Below are 25,072 nucleotides of genomic sequence, written 5' to 3' on the forward strand. Positions count from 1 at the left end.
CTCTAGCTCGCGTCGCCCCCGCCGACCGCGCCCCGAACCGAGCTCAGCAGGCAGGCGGCCGCCGTCGCCGCGCCCGCGATCAGGGCCGCCGCGAGCAGCGGCAGCACGGGGTGGTGGACCGTCCCCGTCCGCGAACCGGTGACCAGTCCGGTCACGGCGTACCGCGCGGGCGATCCGCTGGCCACCAGGGCCAGCAGCGCGCCGAGCGCGGTGACCGCGATCGACCAGCCGCGGCCGTGCAGCAGCGGCCTGGTGCACAGCGCCCCGACCGCCGCGCCGGTCAGCACGCAGACCCCGGCGGCGAGCAGCCCGGCCGCCCCGGCCGGCAGCAGGGCCACCGCGATCTGGCCGTCCGCGCTCGTCGGCTTGCTGATCAGCGCGACGACCACGATGCCCACGCCGCCCAGCGCGCCCGCGCAGGCCACGGCGGCGAGCAGCGAGGCCAGGTGAACGCGGCGGGGGCTGGTGGCGGCCGCCGCGACGGCCCGGGCGGCGGGCGGCTCCTGGGTGGCGCAGACCCGTACGAGCCAGGCGGTGACCGGCAGCAGCGCGGCGGCCGCCCAGCCGAGCGAGTCCAGCACGGGCTGTCCGCTCTGCACGCCGACGAAGAGGAACGCGGCGTACAGCAGCACGGGAGGCAGCCAGCGCTGGGAGCGCAGCAGCAGGGCGGTCTGGTAGCCGAGGAGCGCGGTCATGAGGTGGCGTGCCTTGTCGTCGCGGCGGCCTCGGCGGCGGGCGCCGAGTCCGTCAACCGGCGGATGTGCCAGGGCGGCCTGGCCGTGAGCAGGGCGGTGAGCAGCGCGTCGGAGTGCACCGCGGCCACCGTCAAGGTCGTGCTGCCGTCCGGGCCCGGCTCGTGCGCGGGCGCGCCCGGCAGCCCGTCGGGCACGGGAGCGCCGGGCGGTCCCAAGGCCGTGATCCGGACCCGCGGGCCCTGCTCCTGGGGGCCGGTCGCCTGTGTGCGGGGCAGCAGGGCGGTCCCGTCGACCGTGTACAGGGCGTCCGCGGCGCCGGCCAGTCGGCGCGGGTCGTGGTCGACGAAGACGACCGTTCCTCCGGCCGCGACCCGCTGGGCGACGGCTCGGTCGAGCTCCGCGCGCGCGTCCGTGTCGAGGCCCGTCCATGCCTCGTCGAGTACCAGCAACTCCGGGTCCGCGAGCAGCGCCTGGGCGACGGCGACCTTCTGGCTGGTTCCCTTGGAGAGCTCGGCCAGCGGCGTACGGGCGTGCCCGGCCGCCCCGAAGCGCTCGAGCTGCTCGGCGGCGCGCGCCCGGGCGGCGGCGCGGCCGAGGCCGTGGATACGGCCGAGGTGGACCAGGTAGCCGGACGCGGTGAAGGGCAGGGCGGCCGGGAAGCGCTCGGGGACGTACGCGGTGCGCGGCCGGCCGGTGATCTCGCCCTCGGTGGGCGCGTCGATCCCGGCGATCAGCCGCAGCAGCGTCGACTTGCCGCTGCCGTTGGTCCCCTGGACGCGGACCAGGGTGCGCGGGCGCAGGTCGAGGTCGACTCCGCGCAGCACCCACGGTCCGCTCAGGCCGTAACGGCGGCCGACTCCTTGGAGCTTCAGTTCTGCGTCGCCTTCTGCGGGGTGAGCTCGCTGGGCCGCACGATCACGAACCCATCGCCCTCGAGCTTGAGCTGGACGGCCTCGCCCGAGCCGCCGCGGATCATCGAGCCGACGGACTGGGAGCGGTGCAGCGAGGTGTGGAGCTGGGCGCTCCAGCCCACGACCGCGTCGGTGTCGACGTATACGGGCTGCTGGTGCGAGACGGGTATGACGATGGGGGTGCCCTCGCAGATGACGGCGATCTTGCCGTATCCGGTGAAGAGGCTGTTGAAGATGCCGCCGCCGGTCATGCCGGCGCCCTTCACCGTCTTGATCTCGTACGAGAGGGTGGCGTCGAAGCACAGGACGTTGCGGCCGTTGATCGTGAGGGCGTCGCCCTGCTCGATGTCGACGATGAAGCAGTTGGACGCCTCGTGCGCGAACCACGCCTCGCCCTGACCGCGCACGGCCATCAGCGCGAGGCCCTCGCCGGTGACGGCGCGCTTGAGCATGCCGCCGATGCCCTGGCCCTTCCGCTCGAACTGGAGGTTCCCGCGGAAGGCGATCATGGAGCCCTGCCGCGCGTGCATCTCGCCGTTGACCGCGTACTTGATCGATTTGGCGTTCTGGAGGGTCATGCCGGGCACGGTGGCCGGCTGGGCCATGTTCTCCGTGGTGAACAGATCGCTCTTCATGCCGTGCATCGTCGCCCGGAGCCTTCCCTTCCGCCAACAGGCCCTCGGAGAACGGCCGTGGCCCGGCTGGCAGACTGGGCGGGTGAGCAGCGAAGAGACCCGTCCCGCGGAATCCGGCGATCCCGACAGTTCCGACAGCCCCGTGCCGAGTGCGAGCGCCCGCGACGAGGCGCCGCAGTTCGTGCTGCCGCTGGTGGTGCACATCGAGAAGACCGATCCCCCGGCGCGTACGGACGCGTTGGAGACGGCGGCGCGCGCGGTGCTGCACATCCTCGGCGACGAGCGGTCGCTGGCCGAGGGCGAGTGGGCGCAGGCCATGCGGGACTGGCAGGACGCCCGCATCCGCAAGGTGGTCCGCCGGGCGCGGGGCGCGGAGTGGCGCAAGGCCTCGGCGCTGGACGGCATCACGGTGACCGGCCGGACGGCCGAGGTACGGGTCTTCCCGCCGGTCCCGCTGGACGGCTGGCCCAAGGAGCTGGCCAAACTCCAGGTCTCGGGCACCGACTTGGACGACCCCGAGCCGCCCCCGTCCCCGGATCCGACGGGCGCGGTCCTGTGGCTGAGCCCGGCCCTCGACATGTCGGCGGGCAAGGCGATGGCCCAGGCGGGCCACGGCGCGCACCTCGCGTGGTGGGAGCTGTCCGAGGCGGACCGCAAGACGTGGCGGGAGGCCGGCTTCCCCCTCGCCGTCCGCACCGCGGACCCGACGCGGTGGCACGAGCTGACGACGTCCGGCGACCTGCCGGTGGTCCGCGACGCGGGCTTCACGGAGATCGCCCCGGGGTCGTGCACGGTGGTCTCGGACCATCCGTCGCTGCGGCGCTGAACGCTACGGCTCCGGCTTACGTACCTCCCAGTACCATCCAGCGGGGCCGAGAGGTTCGGCCCGCTTAAGCGGTTGGTTGCCGTGTAAACGCATCGGCTCTGGAGGCACATTGTTGCGGCGCATCAACGGATCAGCACTCATCATCGCGGCATTGGTCGTGACGGTCGGCGCTCTCGCCTTCCCTGTCTGGTCCTACGCTGACCGGTCCGGTACCGGTCAGGACAATCTCAACGCGTCGAGCGTGGCCACCCAGTGGGGTCCGCTGTCGGCAACGGACCGGGACTTCCTGGTCAAGGTCAGGCTGGCCGGGCTCTGGGAGCTGCCGGCCGGACAGCAGGCGCTCGAGCGCGCCCCCAGCAAGGCGATCAAGGACGCGGGCGACCACCTCGTCGTCGGTCACTCGGACCTGGACAAGCGCGCCCGCGACGTCGCGGCGAAGCTCGGCGTCGCCCTGCCCAACCAGCCCAGCGAGCAGCAGCAGGGCTGGCTGCGGGAGCTGTCGGCGGCGAGCGGCAAGGAGTACGAGTACAAGTTCGCCAACCTGCTCCGCAACGCCCACGGCAAGGTCTTCGCACTGGTCGCCCAGGTGCGGCACACCACGCGGAACACGCTGATACGCCAGCTGGCGAGCGACGCCAACCTCACGGTGCTGGACCACATCACCATGCTGGAGAACACCGGGATGGTCGACTTCGACGCCATCGCCAACGAGGCCGCGGGCGGAGCGACCGCCAGCCCGAGCGGGCCGCCGCCTCCGAACGGCAACCTGCCGCCGGCGCCGCAGCCCGCGGTGCCCTCGGCGGGCCAGACGGTCACCTCCAGCCCGTCGCCGGTCGCGCCGGGCACGGTCAACACCAACCGCCCCGAGGCGCCGGAACCACAGCCCGCGGGGTAGGGCCGAGGCCCGGAACCTCAAATGTTGCTCTGAACGTCCCCTCCTCTGGATTCGCGGTCGTCCCGCGGGGCCATGAGCTCTGCACACGCACCGTCGTCCGGCGGCGCGGAGGAGGGGGACACCATGGAGCTGGGCATCGGAATCGGCTGGCGGCCGGAGATCGCGGACGCGGTGGAGCGGCTGCCGGGCGTCGACTGGGTCGAGGTCGTGGCGGAGAACGTCTGCCCCGGCCATCTGCCCGCCTCGCTCTCCCGGCTCCGCGAGCGCGGCACGCGGGTCATCCCGCACGGAGTCTCGCTGGGGCTGGGCGGCGCGGACCGTCCCAGCGAGCAGCGCCTCGCCGACCTGGCCGAGCGGGCGACCGCGCTGGGCGCGCCGCTCGTGACGGAGCACATCGCGTTCGTACGGGCCGGGGGCGTGCTCACCGCGTCGCCGCAGCTGGAGGCCGGCCATCTGCTGCCCGTGCCGCGGACGTGGGACGCGCTGAAGGTGCTCTGCGAGAACGTCCGCATCGCCCAGGACTGCCTCCCGGTCCCGCTGGCGCTGGAGAACATCGCGGCGCTGATCGCCTGGCCCGACGAGGAGCTCACGGAGGGCCAGTTCCTGGCGGAGCTGGTGGAGCGCACGGGCGTGGGCCTGCTGATCGACGTGGCGAACCTGCACACCAACCACGTCAACCGCGGCGAGGACCCGGCGAAGGCGCTGGACGAGCTGCCGGTGGAGTCCATCGCGTACGTGCACGTGGCCGGCGGGCTGGAGCGCGACGGCGTCTGGCACGACACCCACGCCCACCCGGTCGCCCAGCCCGTCCTGGACATCCTGACCCAACTGCGCAGCCGGGTGAGCCCGCCCGGAGTGCTGCTGGAGCGGGACGACGACTTTCCGCCGGAGCAGGAGCTGGCGGCGGAGCTGGGCAGGATCCGCGAAACGCTGACGGCAGCGGCAGCGGCAGCGGCACAGGGCGCCCGGCTGACGGCGCCCCAGGCGGGCGAGGCGATCCTGGCGGGCGAGGCGGGCGAGGCGCCCGCAGTCCAGGCAAACCAGGCGCCCCAGGCGATACCCGCCGACGCCCCCGAATCCCCCGAGGCTCCCGCCCCCGACGACCCCGCCGCCCGTGAGCGCGTCGGGCTGGCTCAGGCCGCCGTGCTCTCCTCCCTCGTCGCCGGCACCCCCGTGCCCGAGGGCTTCGACTCGCAGCGGATGCGCGTGCAGAGCCGGGCGCTCGCCGCGAAGCGGGCCGACGTCGTACGGAAGGTCGCGCCCGAGATCGCCGAGACGCTGGGCGGCGAGTACCGCCCCGCCTTCCTCGCCTACGCCAAGTCGCGCCCCATGCAGGGCGGCTACCGCCGTGACGCCCTCGACTTCGTCGAGCATCTGCTCGTGGCCGGGCGCCCCGCCGACGAGCGAGCCCGCAGGCAGCTGACCCGCTGGTGGGAGGAGCGCTCGGCGCCCCATCCGCCGGGCAGGGCCGCCCGCCTCGTCCGTGCCGCCCGCGCCGCTCTCGTCAGGAGGTGACCGACATGGTCGTCATCGCAGTCTGCGTCTATGCCGTCCTCGGGCTGTCCTCGGCGCTGCTCGTCATCCAGGTGTCCGCCGCCCAGCGCGCCCAGCACGGCCCGCCCGGCGGCGACCGGATCCAGGACGTCTACGAGGCCGCCTTCGTCAGCGGCGGTCCCTCCCGGGTCGTCGACTGCGCCCTCGCCGCGCTCCAGGCCGACGGCCGGATCGCCGTCGGCGGCCCCGGCATCGTCTCCGTACACCGTCCCGTCGCCCACGACCCCGTGGAGCACGCGGTGTTCGAGCAGCTGGCGCTCGCGCCGAGCGGCGCACTCCACACGCTGCGGCTCGCCGTGATGCGCACGCCCGCCGTGCAGCAGATCGGCCAGAGCCTCGCCGCGCGAGGGCTGATGACTCCGCCCGGCCAGAACAGGGCGCTGGCTCTGTGGGGCGCCGCGCAGGGCGTGGCGAGCGTGCTGGCCCTGCCCCCGTCTTTCATCCTCACCGCCTTCGACATGGTCTTCCCCGACGATACGACCCTGGCAGAGCCCGACTTCGAACTCGGCGAGAACGGGATGGAGGAAACGTCCGACGTCGGCCCTCCGTTCCTTCTGATGGTCGCCCCCGCCCTGATCGCGGGCGCGGTGATCGGCTTCACGATGGCGACGCGCGCCCGCCGCCGGGTCACCCGCGCGGGGACCCGCGCCCTGCGCGCGTACGCCGCCGAGTACCCCCAGGCCTACTCGCCCGCGCACGCCGTCGCTCTGTACGGCCTGCCCGCCGTGGCCGACCCCGCGTTCCGCGCGCAGCTGACCGCCGCCGCGCGGGTCCGCGTCGCCCGGCACGTCTCGGGCTCCACCGACCCGTACACGGCCGCCGCGATCGTCTGGTGCGCTTCCTCCCCCGGCTCCGACTGCGGCAGCTCCAGCTGCGGGGGCTCCTCCGGAGGCGGGTCGAGCTGTTCCAGCTCCTCCAGCGGCTCCAGCTGTTCGAGCTCCTCCAGCGGGGGCTCCAGCTGCGGCAGCAGCTCCTGACGTAGCCCTGCTCACACTTCGCCCAACCGCCCACAGGATCTTGCCTGCGCCGACTAGCGTGCTGGACCGCACGCAGGAGGCGTTATGCGCTACCTCTCAAGCAACGGCCTGATCGTCGTCGCCCTGACGGCGACCGTCGCCGCGATCGTCTTTCCCGTCTGGTCCTACGACGACCGGGCCGGAACCGGCCAGGCCAGTCTCCGGGCCGGTTCCGTCCCGACGCCGTACGGCCCGCTGTCCGCCGCCGACCGGGACTTCCTCGTCCGCGTCAGACTCGCCGGCCTGTGGGAGCTGCCCGCCGGGCAGCAGGCCGTCGCCCGGGCGCCCAGCGTCGCGGTCAAGAAGGCGGGCGAGCATCTCGTGGAGGGCCACACCTATCTCGACGCCCGGGTCCGCGAGGTGGCCGCGCGGCTCAACATGGAGCTGCCCAGCCAGCCGTCCGAGCAGCAGCAGGGCTGGCTCAAGGAGTTCACCGACTCGAGCGGCCGGGAGTACGAGACCAAGTTCGCGAACATCCTTCGCCGCGCCCACGGCAAGGTCTTCTCCCTCGTCGCCGACATCCGCGACAGCACCCGCAACACCCTGGTGCGCGCGCTGGCCGACGACGCCAACACCACGGTCCTGGACCACATCAACGTCCTGGAGGCCACCGGTCTCGTCGACTACGACGCCATAGCGGACGACTCCGCGGCCACCGCGACCGCGAGCCCCACCGGACCGCTGCCCCCGGACCCCGAAGCGGACGTGCCGCCGGCCGCGCCGGTCACCCCGACGCCGACCCCGTCCTTCCCCCTGCCGCCCGCCGCGTCCCGCCCCCGCTCCGAGGTCACGAACCGGTAACGCCCGGTCTTGTATGGTGAAAATACATGGCGCGCTCAAGGGCGACTCGCGTACAACTCGGCCATGTTCTGGGTCCTGTTCCTGCTCGTCGCGTGGACGGTCGCGGGCGTCAGCTGCGCCCGGCTCTGCTTCGCCGCCGTCGAGGCCGCCCGCCCCACGCCCAGGCGAGCGGACGCCGGGCGGCAGTTGAGCCTGTACGAGGCCGCGTTCCTGGCGGGCGGCCCGCACCGGGTCGCCGAGCTCACGCTCTTCTCGATGCACCGCCGCCGCAGGCTGCTGCTGGCCCACACGGGCTGGGCCACGGTCGTCGACCCGGAGGGCGAGGACGAGCTGGAGCGCTCGGTCATCGGGGCGATCGGACCCGCCGGCCAGGCCCGGATAGCCACAGTGCGGTCCGCCGCGTCGGCCGCCGACTCGATGCGGACGCTCTCCGACCGCCTGGTGCGCGCCGGACTCGCGGTCCCCGACGCGCAGCGCTCGCAGGTGGCCTCGGCCGTGCGCGCCGTGCAGGGCTCCGCCGTGCTCACGCTGGCGCTGGCCGCTCTCACCCTGCTGACGCTCCCCCAGGACCAGACGCAGCCGCCGGCGCCGGTGCTCTCCTGGTTCGCGCTCCCCCTGCTGCTCGCCCTGGGCTCGCTGGCCATAGCGCGCATCGAGGTCCTCCCGTACACCCGCTGGGCCTCGCCCGACGGCCGGCGGCTGCTCTGCTCGCTCGCCCCGGGGACCGACGGCGGCGAGCGCGCGCTGCTGACCGCGGTCGCCGTCGGCGGCGTGCACGCCATAGACGATCCGGCGCTGCGCGCGGTGCTCTCGGACGGCGGTCGCCGGGCGCAGCGGGGCCGTTGACCCGAGCCGTTTCACGCATAGGGGTCACAGCATCCGACACCGGACCTTTGTGCTTTACATCATTAAATACCGCACCAAGGATCCCTTCCGACGTCCGCACGCGAAGGGAACGCGATGAGAGCAGTTGCGAAGTACGGGGCTGTGGCAGGCCTCGGCTCCTTGGTCCTGGCCACCCTCGCCGTCGCCCCGGCGGGCGGCGCCGCGGCCGATCCGGTCGACGCCCACGGCACCGCCCTCGCCGTGCAACGCGCCGCCGCGGCCAAGATCGCCTTCGGCCCCTGCCCCAAGGCCGAGATGCTGCCCTCGCCCGTCCAGTGCGGCACGGTCGAGGTCCCGCTCGACTACGACAACCCGGCCGGCCGCCAGATCGCCCTGACCGTCAGCCGCGTCAAGGCGAGCGGCAAGAAGACCGAGCGCCAGGGCGCGCTCGTCTACAACCCCGGCGGCCCCGGGGCCTCGAGCATGTACTTCCCGCTCGCCGCGCCGCTGCCCGCGTGGAAGCGGATCTCCGGCGCGTACGACCTCGTGGGCTACGCACCGCGCGGAGTGGGCCGCTCCGCCCCGCTCTCCTGCCAGGACCCGGCCGACTTCCGCACGGCGCCCACCCTCGCGCCCGAGAACCCCTCCGCCTCCTACAAGGCGGAGCGCGTCGCGCAGGCGAAGGCGTACGCCCAGGGCTGCGCGCGCGGCGCGGGTCCCTCGCTCGCCCACTACAACTCCCTCAACAACGCCCGCGACCTGGAGGTGCTGCGGGCGGCGCTCGGCGAGGACCGGCTGACCTTCATGGGCGCCTCGTACGGCACGTACTTCGGCGCGCTGTACGCGACCCTGTTCCCCTCGCATGTGCGCCGCATGGTCTTCGACTCGGCGGTCAACCCGGCGTCCGAGCGGATCTGGTACCGCAACAACCTCGACCAGTCGCTCGCCTTCGAGAGCCGCTGGGCGGACTTCCGCGCCTGGGTCGCCCGGCACGACGACGCCTACGGCCTCGGGACCACGCCCGAGCAGGTCGCCCGCAGCTACGAGAAGGTCAAGGCCGCTCTCGCCGAGAAGCCCGCCGGCGACGCGGTGGGCCCGGGCCAGCTGCACGCGGCCGTCCTCGGCGCCGGCTACTACGACGACTACTGGCCGCTGCGGGCCACCGCGCTCTCGGAGTATCTGAAGGGCAACGAGAAGCCGCTGGTCGACCAGGCCGCGCCGAAGGCAGGGGACGCGCGCGAGGCGGAGAACGCCGCCGCCGTCTACACCGCGGTCGAGTGCAACGACGCGCCGTGGCCCGAGGAGTGGGAGGTCTGGGACCGCGACAACACCGAGCTTGCCCGGCGCGCGCCCTTCGAGACCTGGGACAACGTCTGGATGAACCTGCCGTGCGCGTTCTGGCCCGCGCAGCGGCAGCAGCCCGTGGAGGTCGGCACGGAGTGGGGCGCGCTGCCCCCGACGCTGATCCTGGCGGCCGAGAGGGACGCGGCGACGCCGTACGAGGGGGCGCGCGAGCTGTGGCGGCGGCTGAAGGGCTCGGTGCTGATCACCGAGCGGGACGCCGGCACGCACGGCATCGGCGGCGGCTCCAACGAGTGCGTCAACGACCATCTGGAGACGTATCTGCTCAGCGGACAGACGCCGGTGCGGCGCGCTGAATGCGCGCCGCACCCGGAGCCGGACCCGGTGTCGCTGGACCGGCGGGCCGCACAGCCGAAGCTGCCGCACGCCGTCTGATCTTCCGGGTCAGATGGACGGCCGGGTCCGCACCGCGCGGACCCGGCCGTCAGGCTTTCGGGACTCAGGCGAGCCCGGCCACCAGATCCGCGACCGACTTGCGCCGGCCGGTGTAGAACGGGACCTCTTCGCGCACGTGCATACGGGCCTCGGAGGCGCGCAGGTGACGCATCAGGTCGACGATGCGGTACAGCTCGTCGGCCTCGAAGGCCAGCAGCCACTCGTAGTCGCCGAGCGAGAAGGAGGCGACCGTGTTGGCGCGCACGTCGGGGTAGCCGCGGGCCATCTTGCCGTGGTCGGCGAGCATGCGCCGGCGGTCCTCGTCGGGCAGCAGGTACCAGTCGTAGGAGCGCACGAAGGGGTAGACGCTCACATAGTCGCGGGGCGTCTCGTCGGCCAGGAAGGCCGGGATGTGCGACTTGTTGAACTCGGCGGGGCGGTGCAGCGCCATGTTCGACCAGACCGGCTCGAGCGCGCGGCCCAGCCCGGTGCGCCTGAAGAGGTTGTACGCCTCCTGGAGCTCGTCCGCGGTCTCCGCGTGCCACCAGATCATGACGTCGGCGTCGGCGCGCAGCCCGGAGAGGTCGTACGTGCCCCGGACGGTGACGTCCTTGGCGGCGAGCTGGTCGAACAGCTGCTGGACCTCGTCGGCGTACCCGGAGCGGGTGGTGCTGTCGTCGGGAAGCACGTCGCGCAGCTTGAAGACGGACCACAGCGTGTACCGGATGACCTCGTTGAGGTCCTTGGCCTTCTTGCCTGCGTTCGGAATCTTTTCTGGCGCACTCATGAGGCTATTCTCCCGCGTCGTCCCCGGTGCCCCGCACCAGGGTCGACGTGGCGATGATCTCTTCGGCCGCGCGCCGCCCGTCGGCGACGCAGGCGGGGATGCCCACGCCGTCGTATGCCGCTCCGGCCAGCCGCAGGCCCGGCAGCTTGGCGACCTCCTCGCGGACGCGGGCGACGCGGGCCAGATGCCCGACGGGGTACTGCGGCAGCCCGCCGATCCACCGGGTGACCTCGCTGGCCACCGGCCGGGCGGACAGTGAGAGAGCCTCGCCGAGGTCGCGCAGGGAGACGTCGACCAGCTCGTGGTCCTCGCGGTCCAGCCACTCCTCCTCCGCGTACCGCCCGATCGAGGTACGCAGCACGAAGAGATCGGCGGAACTCTCCTCGACCCACGCCCACTTGCGGCTGGAGAAGGTCGACGCCTTGATGGCGCGGCCGTCCACGGGCGGCACCAGGAAGCCGCTGCCGTCCGGCGTCCGGGCCAGGTCGGAGCGGCGGAAGGCCATGGTGACCAGCGCCATGGAGGCGTACTCGATCTGGCCGAGCTCGGCCGCGGCCGCCGGGGACTCGGCGGCGAGCAGCGCGGAGGCGGACCAGGCGGGGGTGGCGAGGACGACGCCGTCGGCGGCGAGGACGCGCTCGTCGGTGCGGATCTGCCAGCCGTCGGCGGCCCGGGTCAGGCCGAGGACGGGCGTCCGCGTGAGGATCTGGCCGCCCGCCGCGCGCACGGCGTCGGCGACGGCCGTCGGCAGCCGTCCCAGGCCGCCCTCGACGCCCATGAACACGGGCCCGGTCTGCTGGCGCCGGGCGAGGTCGGCCTGGACGTCGCGTACGCCGTCCAGCAGCGAGTCGTGGGTCTTCGCCGCCTCGAAGAGCCGGGGCACGGCGGCGCGCATCGAGATGCGGTACGCGTCTCCCGCGTACACCCCGCCGAGCAGCGGCTCGACGAGCCGGTCGACGACCTCGCGGCCGAGGCGCTCGGCGACGTACGCGCCGACGGCGACGTCGTCGCCGAGCAGGGCGGGCGGCAGCTCGCTCTCCCGCCGGATACGGGCGACGCCTTCGTCCGAGAGCAGTCCGGCGAGCGCGGCCGGGTCGCCGGGGACGCCCATCACATGGCCCTTGGGCATCGGCCGCAGGGCGCCGCGGGTCCAGACGGCGGCGGAGGCCGTGGCGGGCGGCTGGAGCCGGTCGCCGAGGCCGACGGCGCGGGCCAGATCGACTCCCTCGGGGCGGCGCGCGAGCATCGACTCGGCGCCCAGGTCGACGGTGACGCCCTCGATCTCGCCCGTCTGGAGCTTGCCGCCCAGCCGGTCGGAGCCCTCCAGGAGGGTCACGTGCACACCGGACTCGAGCAGCCGGTGTGCGGCGGCGAGACCGGCGATACCGCCGCCGATCACGACGACGTGACCCGTGCGCGTGGGGGGAGGTGAGCTGCTCAGCATGGGTCCACTCTCTCAGACCCGTAATGAGTCCCGACCGTGACCGGTTCGGGATCGGGATCGGGCAACCCCCTCCCCCGTCCCGGACGTCGAACTGGCGACAACCTACGTCTGACTCCGGGGAGCCGGCATGCGTGCACGACGTGCGTTCGCGGCACTGATCCTCTCCGTCTCGCTCGGCCTCGCCGGGTGCAGCGGGGCGAACGACAGCAAGGGCGCGTCCCAGGGGGCGGAGCGGGCCGACGGCGCCAAGGGCGGTGCGGCGGACTCCGGTTACGCGGCCGAGAAGCCCTCCGGCACGGGCGGGCAGAAGCCCGGGAAGCCGGGCTCGGCGCTGCCCAGGACGCACGTCATCCGCACCGCCGAGCTGAGCGTGGAGGTCGAGGACGCCCCCAAGGCCCTGACGTCGGCGCGGGCGACGGCCGTGGAGGCGGGCGGGCATGTCGCCAACGAGACCACGGAGCGGATCGACGACACCCATGTGACCTCGCGGATCGTGCTGCGGGTGCCGCAGGCCCGGTACGACGCCGTGCTCGACGAGCTGGCGGGTACGGGCAAGCTGCTCGCCCGCAAGGCGGAGGCCAAGGACGTCACCGACCAGGTGGTCGACGTGGAGAGCAGGATCGCCTCGCAGCGGGCGAGCGTGGCGCGGGTGCGGGAGCTGATGGACCGGGCGGACAAGCTCGCGGACGTGGTCACGCTGGAGGGCGAGCTGAGCAGGCGGCAGGCGGAGTTGGAGTCGCTGCTGGCGCAGCAGGCCTCGCTCGCGGACCGCACGACGATGGCGACGATCACCCTGGAGCTCGCCGAGGTGGAGCGTCCGCAGAAGAAGCACGACGACGAGGGCCCGGGCTTCCTGGACGCGCTCGGCGGCGGCTGGGGCGTGCTGGTGGCGGCGGTGGGCTGGCTCGCGCTGGCGGTCGGCGCGCTGGCGCCGTTCGCGGCGGTGCTGGCGGTGCTGTACGCGGTGTGGCGCTGGGCGATCCGGCCCCGGATGCCGCAGCGGCGCGCCGGGGGCCCGGCTCAGCGGACGGCTCCTGCTGGGGCGGCGGCTCGGACGACGCTGCCGACGTACGGACCGGTTCCCGGCCAGGCCGCCGGCACGGGTCCCGGCCCGGCGTCCGACCCGGCGGCAGGACCGGCAGCGGGGCCGGCGGCAGGACCGGGGCCGGCGTCGGGGCCGGGAGCGGGCTCTGGGCCGGGCTCTGGTCCGGACACTGGGTCTGGCCCCGGAGCGGGCTCTGGGCGGGGCGCCGGGTCCGGCCCGGCCTGAACGGCCGCTCCCCCGTAGCGTGTTCCCCATGGCGACACAGCGATTGTTGGTCATCGGAGGCGATGCGGCGGGCATGTCCGCCGCATCGCAGGCACGCAGGCTGAAGGGCCCGGACGAGCTGGAGATCGTGGCGTTCGAGCGCGGGCACTTCAGCTCGTACTCGGCGTGCGGGATTCCGTACTGGGTCGGCGGCAAGGTGCCGAAGCGGGACGACCTGATCGCCCGTACGCCGACCGAGCACCGCGAGCGGGACATCGACCTGCGGATGCGCACGGAGGTCATGGAGATCGACGTGGCGGGCGCCCGGGTGCGCGCCCGGGACCTCCAGACGGGCGCCGAGGAGTGGACGGGCTACGACAAGCTGGTCCTCGCCACGGGCGCGCGCCCGGTCCGGCCGCCGCTGCCGGGCATCGACGCGCCCGGGGTGCACGGGGTGCAGACGCTCGACGACGGCCAGGCGCTGCTGGACACGCTGTCCCGCACGGAGGACGGCGTCGAGGGCCGCGCGCGGGGGCGGCGGGCGGTGGTCGTGGGCGCGGGCTACATCGGCGTCGAGATGGCCGAGGCGCTGCTCAACCGCGGCTACGAGGTGACGGTCCTGCACCGCGGCCGGCAGCCGATGTCGACGCTCGACCCCGACATGGGCCGGCTCGTCCACGAGGCGATGGACGGCCTGGGCATCACGACGGTGGCGGACGCGGAGGTCGTCGAGATCCTCACGGGCGACGACGGCCGGGCCTCGGCGGTGGCGACGAAGGACGCGCGGTACCCGGCGGACGTGGTGGTCCTGGGCATCGGCGTGGAGCCGGAGACGACGCTGGCGAGGGCGGCGGGCCTGCCGCTGGGCGAGCACGGCGGCCTGCTCACCGACCTCGCGATGCGGGTGCGCGGCCACGGGAACATCTGGGCGGGCGGCGACTGCGTGGAGGTCCTCGACCTGGTCTCGGGCCGCGAGCGCCATATCCCGCTGGGCACGCACGCCAACAAGCACGGCCAGATCATCGGCTCGAACGCGGGCGGCGGCTACGGCGCGTTCCCGGGCGTGGTCGGCACGGCGGTCAGCAAGGTCTGCGACCTGGAGATCGCCCGCACGGGCCTGCGCGAGAAGGAGGCGCGGGCCGTGGGCCTCCAGTACGTCACGGCGACGATCGAGTCGACGAACAGCGCGGGCTACTACCCCGGCGCCGCCTCGATGACGGTCAAGATGCTGGCGGAGCGCCGCACCGGCCGGCTGCTGGGCGTCCAGATCGTCGGCCGGGAGGGCTCGGCGAAGCGGGTCGACATCGCGGCGGTGGCGCTGACGGCCCAGATGACGGTGGAGCAGATGACGGCGCTGGACCTGGGGTACGCGCCGCCGTTCTCGCCGGTCTGGGACCCGATTCTGGTGGCGGCCAGGAAGGCGGCGAAGGCCGTGCGGGACGCGGGGGCGTAGAGCCGGCGGCCGGGCCGCGGCGCCTGCGGCGGGAGAGCCCCGCCGCGGGCCGCCGGAGGTCTAGCGCTGCGTCCGGGTGTGGACGTACTCGACCAGCCTCGTCAGCGCGTCCGGGTCGGTCGTGGGCAGCACCCCGTGCCCGAGGTTGAAGACATGGCCCTCGAGCCCGGCAGCCGCGTCGAGGACCTCCTGGGTCTTGGCCTCGATCGCCTGCGGGGTGGAGAAGAGGACCGCCGGGTCGAGGTTGCCCTGGAGCGCCTTGCCGGGGCCGACGCGGCGGGCCGCCTCGGAGAGCGGGACGCGCCAGTCGACGCCGACCACGTCCGCGCCCGCCTCGCCCATCAGGCCGAGCAGCTCGCCGGTGCCCACGCCGAAGTGGATCCGCGGGACGCCGTACGACGCCACCGCGTCGAAGACCTTCGTCGACGCGGGCATCACCGAGCGGCGGTAGTCCGCCGGGGCCAGCGCGCCGACCCAGGAGTCGAAGAGCTGGACCGCGCTCGCGCCCGCCTCGATCTGGACCTTGAGGAAGGCCGAGGTGATCTCCGCGAGCCGGTCCAGCAGGTCCGCCCACAGCTCCGGGTCGCCGTACATCAGCGCCTTGGTGTGCTCGTGGTTGCGCGAGGGCCCGCCCTCGACGAGGTAGCTCGCCAGGGTGAACGGCGCGCCCGCGAAGCCGATGAGCGGCGTGGCGCCGAGCTCCTCGGTCAGCAGGCCGATCGCCTCGGTGACGTACCAGACGTCCTCGGGCGTCAGATCCCGCAGCCGCTCCAGGTCCGCCCTCGTGCGGATCGGCTCGGCGACGACCGGGCCGACGCCCGGCTTGATGTCGAGGTCGACGCCGATCGCCTTCAGCGGAACCACGATGTCGCTGAAGTAGATCGCCGCGTCCACCTTGTGCCGCCGTACCGGCTGCAGCGTGATCTCCTTGACCAGCTCCGGCCGCATGCACGACTCGAGCATGGGAATGCCCTCGCGCACCTTCAGATACTCGGGCAGCGACCGCCCCGCCTGCCGCATGAACCAGACCGGCGTGTGCGACACCGGCTCGCGCCTGCACGCCTTCAGAAAGGCGGAGTCGTACGTCGTGGTCGGCGGGCCCGAGGGGCGGTCAGCAGCAGTCACGCCCAGAATCTTCGCACGTGTGCCAGAAGTGGCCGCCTCGGGCCGGGTGTCCCTCCCTGCGCGGAGCCCCCGTTCCGCCTACTCTTCCCCGCATGGCTGCGGCTCAGGGACATTTCTCCGATCATTCCGACAGCACTGACGACGCGGACAGTGCGCAGGAGAGTGCCGTCCCGCGCGCGTTCCAACAGGCGGTCGACGCGCTGCGGACGGCACAGCTGCGCCCCGAGATCGAGATGGATCCGACCAGCCCGCCCAAACGTCTCGCCCCCTATGCGTACGCCCTCGAGGCCGCGGTGGTCGAGGGCGACGAGGATCTCGCGGACGGCCGGCTCGTGCTGCTCCACGACCCCGCCGGCCACGAGGCATGGCAGGGCGGCTTCCGTCTGGTGACGCTGGTACGCGCCGAGCTGGAGCCGGAGATGGCCGCGGACCCGCTGCTGCCCGAGGTCTGCTGGTCGTGGTTGACGGGCGCGCTGGAGGCGCGCGGACTGGCGTACGGGGAGCCGAGCGGCACCGTCACCCGGGCGGGGTCTCACTATTTCGGTGGACTCTCCGACCGGCGTCCGGCGACCCAGATCGAGATCCGGGCGTCGTGGACGCCGCGCGAGGGCCGGGGCGGGGTCCCGGACTCCGTCGCACACCTCGCCGCCTGGTGCGATCTGCTCTGTCAGGTCGCCGGGCTGCCGCCGACCCCGGCCGGCTCCGTCGACTCCGGGACCGGCGTGGTGTCGCTGCCGCAGCGGCGCGGTCCGCAGCAGGCGTGACGCGACGTCGTTCCCAGGCCCGGACCGGGCTCGCGACACTGTGCCGGGGGCCGCTTCTGGCGGATCCTGGGGGTCTCTTCGGACGGGCGCGCTCACAGGATGATCGATCACGCGTCCGAATTGCCCCAATTCGCACTCACTAAATCGTGATCATTCTCTAAAGGCGGACGGGTTTGGTGCCGAAGAGGTCTGTGACCCTTCAAGCAGGTTCGCCCCGGCTTTCCCCGAGCCGGCTCCGTCCCGCACCTTCCCAGGAGGCCTGGTGTCCGTTCTTCTCGAGCAGCCCGCAAGCCTGGTCGCCTACCGCCCGAACAAGCCGACGGCCATGGTCGTCGTGGCCGACCCGCGCGTCCGCTCCACCGTGACCCGCCACCTGTGGGCTCTCGGAGTGCGCGACGTGATCGAGGCTTCGTCCATCGCGGAGGCGCGTCCCCGCGTCGGCAACCCGCGCGACATCTGCGTTGCCGACGTCCACCTGCCCGACGGCTCCGGGCTGACCCTCCTGTCCGAGACCAGGGCCGCCGGCTGGCCCAACGGCCTGGCGCTGTCCGCCGCCGACGACATCGGCGCCGTGCGCAACGCCCTCGCGGGCGGCGTCAAGGGCTATGTCGTCACCGGCACCCGTACGAACATCGGGCACCCGACCCGCCCCGGCGCCGCGCCCATCGGCGCCGCGGCCGGCCGGATGCACCGCCGCCCCCCGGGCGCCCCGAGCCACCCGGGCGGCTACCGCGAGCTCTCCGGCCGCGAGGTCGAGGTCCTGCGACTGGTGGCGGAGGGCCAGTCGAACAAGGCGATCGGCGTCTCGATGGGCCTGTCCGCACTGACCGTCAAGAGCCACCTGGCACGCATCGCACGCAAGCTGGGAACAGGCGACCGGGCCGGGATGGTGGCCGTGGCGCTGCGCACCGGCATCATCCACTGAGCGTCCCGCGCTCCGCGCGCGCCCGTCGACGGAACGTTCCGTCGACGGGCGCCTTCCGTTCACAGATACCCTTGACACGTGACCGACGCCCAAGAGACCGCAGCAGAGTCCACACTGCGAACCGCCGGGGGCGCTCCCCCGGACGACGGCGTCGCAGCCGATGATGCACCTATTCCCCTTCTGGAGCCCCGCGAAGGCGTTCCGCCGGTGGTCGCCGACGAGGCGGCGCTGGCCCAGGTGATCGCCGCCTTCGCCGCCGGCTCCGGCCCCGTCGCCGTCGACGCCGAGCGCGCCTCCGGCTACCGCTACGGCCAGCGGGCCTACCTCGTGCAGCTGCGCCGCGAAGGCGCGGGCACCGCGCTGATCGACCCGGTCGGCTGCCCCGACCTCTCCGAGCTGGGCGAGGTGCTCTCCTCGACCGAGTGGATCCTGCACGCGGCTACCCAGGACCTGCCCTGCCTGCGCGAAATAGGCATGATCCCCACCCGGCTCTTCGACACCGAGCTGGCCGGACGGCTCGCGGGCTTCCCGCGGGTCGGGCTCGGCGCGATGGTCGAGAGCGTTCTCGGGTACGCGCTGGAGAAGGGCCACTCCGCCGTCGACTGGTCCACCCGCCCGCTGCCCGATCCGTGGCTGCGCTACGCCGCGCTCGACGTGGAGCTGCTGGTCGACCTGCGCGACGCGCTGGAGAAGGAGCTGGACCGGCAGGGCAAGCTGGACTGGGCCCGCCAGGAGTTCGACGCCATCGCCTCGGCCCCGCCCGCGCCCCCGCGCAAGGACCCCTGGCGGCGGACGTCCGGGATGCACAAGGTGCGGCGGCGCCGTCAGATGGCGGTCGTACGGGAGCTGTGGACGGCCCGCGACAAGGTCGCGCAGCGGCGCGACGTCTCGCCGGGCAAGGTGCTGAGCGACGCCGCGATCGTCGAGGCGGCGCTGGCCGTGCCGGCGAACCTGCACGCGCTGACGGCGCTGCCGGGGTTCGGGCACCGGATGGGGCGCCGTCAGCTGGAGCAGTGGCAGGCGGCGGTCGACCGGGCCAGGGAGCTCGCCGACGCGGAGCTGCCGCAGCCGGGCCAGCCGCTGAACGGCCCCCCGCCGCCGCGCTCGTGGGCGGACAAGGACCCGGCGGCCGCGGCGCGCCTGTCCGCGGCGCGTGCGGCGGTGTCCGCGCTGGCGGAGGAGCTGAACCTGCCGCAGGAGAACCTGATCACGCCGGACACGGTCCGCCGGGTCTGCTGGGAGCCGCCCTTCGACCCCACGCCGGAGTCGGTCTCCCAGGCCCTGACCGACCTGGGGGCGCGCGTCTGGCAGGTCGACCTGGTCTCGACCCTCCTGACGGAGGCGCTGACGACGGCGCCGGAGTGACGTCTGCGCCCCGCCGCCGAATCGCCGGCGGGGCGTGCGTCCGCCTCAATCGCCGGCGGGGCTTGGTTTCCCGAACCCCGCGCCTCAGGCACGGAAATCCAGCCCGTCCGACGCCTCAGGCACGGGAAACCCAGCCCGTCCGGCGATTGAGGACACGGCCGCAGGCCGTACCGGGACCCGGGGCACAGGCCCCCGCGCCGAGGCCAGCGGCCCAGGACCCCAGACGAGCCCGAAGCCCCCCGCACCGAACCCCCGCCGCCTCAATCGCCGGCGGGGCTTGGTTACCCGAACCACGCCCACCCAGCCCGTCCGGCGATTGAGGACACGGCCGCAGGCCGTGCCGGGGCCCACCCACACACCCCCCGCCGACGCGTAATCGTGTGTGACGTTCGCCGCTCCCGGCGCTGGGGGTGTGCAGGGTGGTTACCCGCAAGTAGCATGACCGCAGGAAGCGCGCGCTTAGCCGCGTGCCCGCAGCAGTGCCAGTGCCACCCCGCACCCTGGAGGAGAGCCATCGTGCCTCGTACCGTCAGGGACGTCGTCTTCGTCGACGGCGTCCGCACCCCGTTCGGCAAGGCGGGCCCGAAGGGCATCTACCACGAGACCCGGGCCGACGACCTCGTCGTGAAGGCGATCCGGGAGCTGCTGCGCCGCAACCCGGACCTCGACCCCGCCAAGATCGACGAGGTCGCCATCGCCGCCACCACGCAGATCGGCGACCAGGGCCTCACCCTCGGGCGTACGGCCGGGATCCTCGCGGGCCTCCCGCAGTCCGTCCCGGGCTACTCCATCGACCGCATGTGCGCCGGCGCGATGACCGCCGTGACCACGACCGCCGGCTCGATCGCCTTCGGCGCGTACGACGCCGTGATCGCCGGCGGCGTCGAGCACATGGGCCGCCACCCCATGGGCGAGGGCGTCGACCCGAACCCGCGCTTCGTGTCCGAGAAGCTGGTCGACGAGTCCGCCCTGTTCATGGGCATGACCGCGGAGAACCTGCACGACCGCTTCCCGCACATCACCAAGGAGCGCACCGACGCCTACGCGGTGAACTCCCAGGAGAAGGCCGCCAAGGCGTACGCCAACGGCAAGATCCAGCGCGACCTGGTGCCCGTCTCCGTGCGCCGCACCAACCCCGAGGCCGGCGAGACCGGCTGGGGCCTGGTCACCACGGACGAGCCGATGCGCCCGGGCACCACGATGGAGTCCCTCGCCGGTCTCAAGACCCCCTTCCGCGCGCACGGCCGGATCACCGCCGGAAACGCCGCGGGTCTCAACGACGGCGCGACCGCCTCGCTGATCGCCTCCGAGGACTTCGCCCGCGAGAACGACCTCCCGGTCCGTATGCGACTGGTCTCCTACGCCTACGTCGGCGTCGAGCCCGAGGTCATGGGCTTCGGCCCGATCCCCTCGACCGAGAAGGCGCTCGCCAAGGCCGGTCTGTCGATCGAGGACATCGGCCTGTTCGAGATCAACGAGGCCTTCGCCGTACAGGTGCTGGCCTTCCTCGACCACTACGGCATCGCCGACGACGACGCGCGCGTCAACCAGTACGGCGGCGCCATCGCGTACGGCCACCCGCTGGCCTCCTCCGGCGTGCGCCTGATGACGCAGCTGGCGCGGCAGTTCGAGGAGCAGCCCGAGGTCCGCTACGGCCTGACCACCATGTGCGTCGGCTTCGGCATGGGCGCGACGGTCATCTGGGAGAACCCGCACCACAAGGACGCCGGAGGAAACAAGTGAGCACCACCGCTGAGCTCCTGAAGGGCGCGGCCGAGCTGTTCCCGGGCGAGGTCGTCACCCAGGCGCACGTACGCCACCTCGACCTCCCGGCGGGCGCGGGCAAGTTCGCCCTCATCACGCTGGACAACGGCCTGGACCACACCAAGCCGACCACCTTCGGCCCCCAGTCGCTGGCGAACCTCAACGCCGCCGTCGACCAGGTCGAGAAGGAGGCGGCCGAGGGCGCGATCGTCGGCGTCGGCATCACCGGCAAGCCGTTCATCTTCGCCGTCGGCGCGGACCTCAAGGGCGTGGAGCTGCTCCAGCAGCACTCCGACGCGCTCGCCATCGGCAAGGGCGGCCACGACGTCTTCAAGCGTCTGTCCGGCCTGGCCGTGCCGACGTTCGCGTACTACAACGGCGCGGCCATGGGCGGCGGCGTCGAGGTCGGTCTGCACTGCTCGTACCGCACCGTCTCCACGGCGATCCCGGCCTTCTCGCTGCCCGAGGTCTTCCTCGGCCTCGTCCCGGGCTGGGGCGGCTGTGCGATCCTGCCGAACCTGATCGGCGCGGACCGCGCGGTCTCGGTGATCATCGAGAACTCGCTCAACCAGAACAAGCAGCTCAAGGGCGCCCAGGTCTACGAGCTCGGGATCGCCGACGCGATCTTCGAGGGCGCGGACTTCCTGGAGCAGTCGCTGCTGTGGACGGCTAGCGTCCTCAAGGGCGACCTCGTCGTCGAGCGTCCCGAGGTCGACCGCGGCGAGGCCTGGGACCAGGCCGTGGCCCGCGGCCGGTTCATCGCCGACTCCAAGGTGCACGGCGCGGCCCCGGCCGCGTACCGCGCCCTCGACATCATCGAGGCGGCCAAGGACGGCGACCTGCAGAAGGGCTTCGACGCCGAGGACCTCGCGCTCGCCGACCTGATCATGGGCGGCGAGCTGCGCTCCGGCATCTACGCCTTCAACCTGGTGCAGAAGCGCGGCAAGCGCCCGGCCGGCGCGCCGGACAAGTCGCTGGCCCGCCCGGTCACCAAGGTCGGCGTCGTCGGCGCGGGCCTGATGGCCTCTCAGCTGGCGCTGCTGTTCCTGCGCCGCCTCGAGGTCCCGGTCGTCCTGACGGACATCGACCAGGAGCGCGTCGACAAGGGTGTGGGCTACGTCCACGCCGAGATCGAGAAGCTGCTGGGCAAGGGCCGGATCAACCAGGACAAGGCCAACCGCCTCAAGGCCCTGGTCACCGGCGTGCTCGACAAGGCGGCCGGCTTCTCCGACGCGGACTTCGTCATCGAGGCCGTGTTCGAGGAGATGTCCGTCAAGCAGAAGGTGTTCGCGGAGGTCGAGGCGGTCGCCCCGGCGCACGCGATCCTCGCCACCAACACCTCCTCGCTGTCGGTCACCGAGATGGCGTCGAAGCTGAAGAACCCCGAGCGGGTCGTCGGCTTCCACTTCTTCAACCCGGTCGCGATCCTCCCGCTGCTCGAGATCGTGCGCGGCGAGAAGACCGACGACGCGTCGCTGGCCACCGCGTTCGGCGTGGCCAAGAAGCTGAAGAAGACCGCGGTGCTCTGCAAGGACGCCCCGGCGTTCGTCGTGAACCGCATCCTCACCCGCTTCATGGGCGAGATCCAGAACGTCATCGACGAGGGCACCCCGGTGGCCGTCGCCGAGAAGGCCGTCGAGCCCCTCGGTCTGCCGATGTCGCCGCTGGTGCTGCTGGAGCTCGTGGGCCCGGCGATCGGTCTGCACGTCTCCGAGACCCTCAACCGCTCCTTCCCGGAGCGCTTCACGGTCTCCGAGAACCTGGCCGCGGTGGTCAAGGCGGGCAAGCGCGGCTTCTACGTCTACGACTCCGGCAGGCCGGAGCTGGACCCGGAGGTCGCAGCGCTGCTCAAGCAGGGCGACAGCGTCCTGACGGAGGAGCAGACCCGCGACCGCGTCCTGGACGCGGTGGCGCAGGAGATCGGCCTGATGCTCGAGGAGGGCGTCGTCGCCGAGGCGCAGGACATCGACCTCTGCCTGATCACGGGCGCGGGCTGGCCCTTCCACCTGGGCGGCATCACGCCGTACCTGGACCGCGAGGGCGTCTCCGAGCGGGTGAACGGCAAGAAGTTCCTGGCTCAGGGCGTGGCGAGCGTCCCGGCGTAACGCCGACTGATCGACGAACGGGCCGTACGGATCACTCCGTACGGCCCGTTTCGCGTACCGGGCCTCAGACGAGACGCGCGGGACAAGTCGCTGCGCCCCGGCGGCACCCGGCGGCCGGGCGCGGAGGAGGCGTACGAGCCGGGCGCCGCGGCTGCGCAGGCCGGTGAACACCGCCATCGAGACGGGCAGCGCGCGGCTGCCCCAGCGGGTGAGCGCCGTCGTCGCGACGGTCGGCGCGGCGACCTGGTCGCAACCGGTCAAGTCGCTGCGCCCCGGCAGCGCCCGGCGGCCGGGCTGGGTGGATACGCGACCGGCCGCGACGAGGCCAAGCAGAAGCGGGCCGTCGAGCTGGGCGCGGAGGAGGCGTACGAACCGGGCGACGCGGCTGCGCAGGCGGGCGGACGCCGCCATAGGACGGCCAGCGCGGCCGCCCAAGCCGGTGGACACCGCCATAGGACGGGCGGCGCGGCTGCCCAAGCCGGTGAACACCGTCACCGAGACGGGCAGCGCGGCGACCGTGGACGGGGCGTGCGCGCCCGGGGTGGCTTCGTCGCGGCCGGACAGCCAGCCATAGGCACTGCGGTGGGCGAGGCGCGCCTCGTACGCGCCGCGGTGGGCGGGACCCGCCTCGTACCCGCCGCGTCGGCGGCCAGAGCCCGGGCCCGCTCCCCGCAGCCCTCCGCGTCAGACCGTCTCCCACCCGCCCAGCAGCAGTCCTTGCGCCGTCGTGTCCTGGCGTGCCACCCGCAGGCGGCCCGTCGGGTCCAGGGAGGCGACCACCAGTCGGCCGTGCGCGTCCACCGCGGCGGCCGGTTCGCGGATGCCCTGGCCGCCCGTCTGCTCCCACCACAGGCCCGAGTGCTCGTGTTCCGTCGGGTACGCGGCGATCGCCGTCTCCCCCTCGGCCGCGCGCTGCAGCAGCACCGTGCAGTCGTATCCGTCGACGACCGCCCGGGCGAGGACGACGCTCCGGCCCCCGGCCTCGCCGATCCGGGTCGCCGCGTCGTCCGTGCGCAGCGCCCACAGCGCGCCGTCGCGGGCGTCGGCGCCGTAGAGCGTGATCCTGCCGGGACCGGTCGGCTGCGCCGTGAGCGCGGAGCCGGGCGCCGCCACCAGCGGCAGCGGGTGCGGGCTGCGCACCAGGCCGCCGCCCTCGGGCCGGCGGTGCCAGCGCAGCACGCCCTCGCCCGTCGGGGCGAACAGCTCGGGCCGCCCCTGTTCGTCGCGTACGGCGGCGAGGCCGTCGGCCACGCCCGATCCCTGCCGGTCGGTCCAGCCCGTCCAGGAGGTGTCCAGGCGCTGGGAGCGGGAGCTGACGCCCCGTCCGAAGTTGCGCGCGAAGATGTGCGGGCAGCCGTCGCCGTCCACCACGACGGCGGGGACGCCGACTTCGCGGCCCTTGGTGCGGTGGTTCCCGTTCGGGTTGCCCAGCGACCGCCACGGCGCGGAGGGCCGGCCGCTCTGGTACTGGACGGCGTGCATGACCTCGAGCGCGGCGCCCCCGGACTCCGGGTCCGGGGTGCGGCGCAGCGAGACCAGGTGCACCCAGCCCTCCGGGCTCTGGGCGACGGCGAGGACCGGCAGCAGCGAGGGCGTCGCCGGCAGCCGGGTCTGGGTCCACTCGGGGCCGCCGGGGCGGTCCTCGGTCCAGCGCACGACTCCGCCGCCGAGCGCGGCGTACGCGGTCAGCCGGCCGTCCGCGCCCTGGGTGAGCCAGACGCGGCGGCCCGGGTAGCGGGTGAGGCCCTGCGCCGCGAGCCCGTCGCAGGGCCCGGCGGAGCGGAAGCACTCCACGACGAGCGAGGCCGCCTCCGGGTCGTCCGCGCGCAGGCGCACGGCTTCCAGGACGGCCTGGGCGACCGCGGCGTGCTCGGGGTGGTCGGCGTACGCGGCCGTCGTGCCGTCCCAGCCGGTGTGCTCGGGGTCGGGGTCGAGGGTGTGGAGGAGCGTCGGGGCGAAACGATCCAGCACGGCTGCCGCGCACGCGGTCAGCCGCTCCTCGGCGCCGCGGGCCAGCCACTGCGCCGCGTCCGCGAAGCAGATCTCGACGTGCGGCGCGGAGGGGAGGGAACAGACCTCGACGGGCGTGCCGTCGGCCAGCCGCTCGTCGCGGCGGCTCCATGCGCCGCCCCCGCCCAGCTGGTCCAGCAGGGCCGCGCGGGCGGCGGCGTCGCCGGGCGCCAGGGCGACGATCGC

22 protein-coding genes are annotated in these 25,072 nt (G+C 73.6%); 15 read left to right on the forward strand and 7 right to left on the reverse strand.

Going from position 1 to position 25,072, the window contains the following annotated elements:
• Positions 1-2: 2 nt before the first annotated feature.
• From AB0M39_RS15435 to AB0M39_RS15445, 3 genes are read right to left on the reverse strand one after another with little or no spacing between them, the layout of a single operon-like run.
• Positions 3-695 (reverse strand): ABC transporter, encoded by a 693-nt coding sequence (locus AB0M39_RS15435; RefSeq protein WP_365364316.1) that lies wholly within the window; start codon positions 693-695, stop codon positions 3-5.
• Positions 692-1,519, reverse strand: a complete 828-nt coding sequence (locus tag AB0M39_RS15440) for an ATP-binding cassette domain-containing protein (RefSeq protein ID WP_365364318.1) — start codon at positions 1,517-1,519, stop codon at positions 692-694. Before AB0M39_RS15440 ends, AB0M39_RS15435 begins: the two co-directional genes overlap by 4 nt.
• Positions 1,520-1,563: 44 nt before the next feature.
• Positions 1,564-2,241 carry an AIM24 family protein gene (locus AB0M39_RS15445; protein ID WP_365364320.1) on the reverse strand — a complete coding sequence of 226 codons (678 nt, stop codon included), beginning with the start codon at positions 2,239-2,241 and terminating at the stop codon, positions 1,564-1,566.
• A gap of 82 nt (positions 2,242-2,323) precedes the next feature.
• On the opposite strand from AB0M39_RS15445, the gene AB0M39_RS15450 reads away from it, so the two are divergent.
• The 7 genes from AB0M39_RS15450 to AB0M39_RS15480 all read left to right on the forward strand — a co-directional run bounded on the left by AB0M39_RS15450 (position 2,324) and on the right by AB0M39_RS15480 (position 9,895).
• The gene (locus tag AB0M39_RS15450; RefSeq protein ID WP_365364322.1) at positions 2,324-3,067 is read left to right on the forward strand and encodes a peptidyl-tRNA hydrolase; all 744 of its coding nucleotides are present in this window, start codon (positions 2,324-2,326) and stop codon (positions 3,065-3,067) included.
• Positions 3,068-3,179: 112 nt separating this feature from the next.
• Positions 3,180-3,962: a DUF4142 domain-containing protein gene (locus tag AB0M39_RS15455; protein WP_365364324.1), complete on the forward strand. Its 783-nt coding sequence runs from the start codon at positions 3,180-3,182 to the stop codon at positions 3,960-3,962.
• 123 nt (positions 3,963-4,085) lie between these two features.
• Positions 4,086-5,477: a DUF692 domain-containing protein gene (locus tag AB0M39_RS15460; protein ID WP_365364359.1), complete on the forward strand. Its 1,392-nt coding sequence runs from the start codon at positions 4,086-4,088 to the stop codon at positions 5,475-5,477.
• A 5-nt stretch (positions 5,478-5,482) separates the two neighbouring features.
• Positions 5,483-6,493 (forward strand): TIGR04222 domain-containing membrane protein, encoded by a 1,011-nt coding sequence (locus AB0M39_RS15465; RefSeq protein ID WP_365364326.1) that lies wholly within the window; start codon positions 5,483-5,485, stop codon positions 6,491-6,493.
• Between the two features lie 84 nt (positions 6,494-6,577).
• Positions 6,578-7,333, forward strand: a complete 756-nt coding sequence (locus AB0M39_RS15470; RefSeq protein WP_365364328.1) for a DUF4142 domain-containing protein — start codon at positions 6,578-6,580, stop codon at positions 7,331-7,333.
• Between the two features lie 63 nt (positions 7,334-7,396).
• The gene (locus tag AB0M39_RS15475; RefSeq protein ID WP_365364330.1) at positions 7,397-8,179 is read left to right on the forward strand and encodes a TIGR04222 domain-containing membrane protein; all 783 of its coding nucleotides are present in this window, start codon (positions 7,397-7,399) and stop codon (positions 8,177-8,179) included.
• Positions 8,180-8,293: 114 nt separating this feature from the next.
• A complete protein-coding gene (locus tag AB0M39_RS15480) occupies positions 8,294-9,895 on the forward strand; it encodes an alpha/beta hydrolase (RefSeq protein WP_365364332.1) in 1,602 nt (533 codons plus the stop codon).
• 64 nt (positions 9,896-9,959) lie between these two features.
• Here the strand turns inward: AB0M39_RS15480 and hemQ are convergent, their stop codons facing one another.
• Positions 9,960-10,682, reverse strand: a complete 723-nt coding sequence (gene hemQ / locus AB0M39_RS15485; RefSeq protein WP_365364334.1) for a hydrogen peroxide-dependent heme synthase — start codon at positions 10,680-10,682, stop codon at positions 9,960-9,962.
• A gap of 4 nt (positions 10,683-10,686) precedes the next feature.
• The gene (hemG, locus tag AB0M39_RS15490; RefSeq protein WP_365364336.1) at positions 10,687-12,126 is read right to left on the reverse strand and encodes a protoporphyrinogen oxidase; all 1,440 of its coding nucleotides are present in this window, start codon (positions 12,124-12,126) and stop codon (positions 10,687-10,689) included.
• 127 nt (positions 12,127-12,253) lie between these two features.
• Between hemG and AB0M39_RS15495 the strand changes: the two genes are divergently transcribed.
• Complete coding sequence (locus AB0M39_RS15495; protein ID WP_365364338.1) at positions 12,254-13,396, forward strand: DUF4349 domain-containing protein; 1,143 nt, start codon at positions 12,254-12,256, stop codon at positions 13,394-13,396.
• A 28-nt stretch (positions 13,397-13,424) separates the two neighbouring features.
• Positions 13,425-14,828, forward strand: a complete 1,404-nt coding sequence (locus AB0M39_RS15500) for an FAD-dependent oxidoreductase (protein ID WP_365364340.1) — start codon at positions 13,425-13,427, stop codon at positions 14,826-14,828.
• Between the two features lie 60 nt (positions 14,829-14,888).
• On the opposite strand, the gene hemE is transcribed toward AB0M39_RS15500, so the two are convergent.
• A complete protein-coding gene (hemE, locus tag AB0M39_RS15505) occupies positions 14,889-15,953 on the reverse strand; it encodes a uroporphyrinogen decarboxylase (RefSeq protein WP_365364342.1) in 1,065 nt (354 codons plus the stop codon).
• Between the two features lie 92 nt (positions 15,954-16,045).
• Here hemE and AB0M39_RS15510 point away from each other — a divergent pair, with 92 nt between their 5' ends.
• From AB0M39_RS15510 to AB0M39_RS15535, 6 genes are all read left to right on the forward strand, one after another.
• A complete protein-coding gene (locus AB0M39_RS15510) occupies positions 16,046-16,717 on the forward strand; it encodes a DUF3000 domain-containing protein (protein ID WP_365364344.1) in 672 nt (223 codons plus the stop codon).
• 262 nt (positions 16,718-16,979) lie between these two features.
• The gene (locus AB0M39_RS15515) at positions 16,980-17,642 is read left to right on the forward strand and encodes a response regulator transcription factor (RefSeq protein WP_108153209.1); all 663 of its coding nucleotides are present in this window, start codon (positions 16,980-16,982) and stop codon (positions 17,640-17,642) included.
• Between the two features lie 78 nt (positions 17,643-17,720).
• Positions 17,721-19,007 carry a ribonuclease D gene (locus AB0M39_RS15520; protein ID WP_365364347.1) on the forward strand — a complete coding sequence of 429 codons (1,287 nt, stop codon included), beginning with the start codon at positions 17,721-17,723 and terminating at the stop codon, positions 19,005-19,007.
• Positions 19,008-19,523: 516 nt separating this feature from the next.
• Positions 19,524-20,750 (forward strand): acetyl-CoA C-acyltransferase, encoded by a 1,227-nt coding sequence (locus AB0M39_RS15525; protein WP_365364349.1) that lies wholly within the window; start codon positions 19,524-19,526, stop codon positions 20,748-20,750.
• Positions 20,747-22,876, forward strand: a complete 2,130-nt coding sequence (locus tag AB0M39_RS15530) for a 3-hydroxyacyl-CoA dehydrogenase NAD-binding domain-containing protein (protein ID WP_365364351.1) — start codon at positions 20,747-20,749, stop codon at positions 22,874-22,876. Before AB0M39_RS15525 ends, AB0M39_RS15530 begins: the two co-directional genes overlap by 4 nt.
• Before the next feature lie 163 nt (positions 22,877-23,039).
• Positions 23,040-23,450 carry a hypothetical protein gene (locus AB0M39_RS15535; RefSeq protein ID WP_365364363.1) on the forward strand — a complete coding sequence of 137 codons (411 nt, stop codon included), beginning with the start codon at positions 23,040-23,042 and terminating at the stop codon, positions 23,448-23,450.
• Positions 23,451-23,560: 110 nt separating this feature from the next.
• On the opposite strand, the gene AB0M39_RS15540 is transcribed toward AB0M39_RS15535, so the two are convergent.
• Positions 23,561-25,072, reverse strand: a 1,512-nt coding sequence (locus AB0M39_RS15540) for a hypothetical protein (protein ID WP_365364353.1), incomplete at its 5' end; no start/stop codon positions are given.

This window comes from Streptomyces sp. NPDC051907 (assembly GCF_040681075.1).
Lineage (GTDB): Bacteria > Actinomycetota > Actinomycetes > Streptomycetales > Streptomycetaceae > Streptomyces.